This window comes from Aminobacter sp. P4_D5, assembly GCF_056401815.1.
The window spans coordinates 1-857 of sequence record NZ_JBFUIP010000522.1; the positions used below are offsets into that span (position 1 = coordinate 1).

General features: G+C 71.5%; 2 protein-coding genes. Both read left to right on the forward strand.

Features of this window, described 5'->3' with window-relative positions:
* Positions 1 to 497: ABC transporter substrate-binding protein (locus AC1DWF_RS33240; RefSeq protein ID WP_476842762.1), on the forward strand; the 497-nt coding region annotated here is incomplete at its 5' end.
* Positions 497 to 857: hypothetical protein (locus tag AC1DWF_RS33245; protein ID WP_476842763.1), on the forward strand; the 361-nt coding region annotated here is incomplete at its 3' end. The genes AC1DWF_RS33240 and AC1DWF_RS33245, both read left to right, overlap by 1 nt.

The window sequence follows — 857 nt, forward strand, 5'->3', positions numbered from 1 at the left end:
GGCTGACGCGGCGGGGCATGCGGATCGCGGCCATCCTCACCCAGATCAACGACGTGCACGCGCTGGGGCTGGTGGCGGCACAGGGGCTGCTGGTTCCGGTAAGCTTCTATTGGGACCTGAACGTCGGCTCGCGCGCCTTCGCCGAGCGCTTCGTGCGCGAGCGCAACGGGCAGCGGCCGGGCATGATCCACGCCGGCGGCTATTCGGCGGCGCTGCACTATCTGATGGCCGCGGCCTCGCTGGGTGTTGCGCAGGCCAAGGCGGATGGCGCGGCGGTGGTCCGGCGGATGAAGGAGATGCCGACGGACGACCCGCTCTTCGGCCAGGGCACGGTGCGGGCGGATGGCCGCAAGATCCATTCGATGCACCTGTTCCAGGTGAAGACGCCGGCCGAGAGCCGCGGCGCCTGGGACTACTTCAAGCTGCTCCAATCCGTGCCGCCGGAGCAGTCCTTCCGGCCCATGGCGGAGGGCGGTTGCGCGCTGGTCCGCCCCTGATGCCCATCGCCGGCTTCTCGAACACGCGCCTGGGCCGGGACCTGGACGCGGTGGTGCTGCTCGATGCGGGCGGCGCGGTCACGCGATTCACGGTGCGCGACGGCGCGGTGGTGGCGTCCGAGCCCGCGGCGGTGATGGCGCGCTACGACATCGCGCTGCGCTTCACGGCCGAGGGCTGGGAGAAATTCCGGGCCGATCCCTCGCCACCGCGCTGGGGCGACCTGCTGGCCCTGCGCCGGCATGGCGCGGTGACGATCGAGGGCGATACACGCCTCTTCTTCGCCTATTTGCCCTGGTTCAAGGCCGCCTTTGCTGCGCCTCGCGGGCCTACGGCCCTGCCGGCGTCGCGCGTGCCGTCCG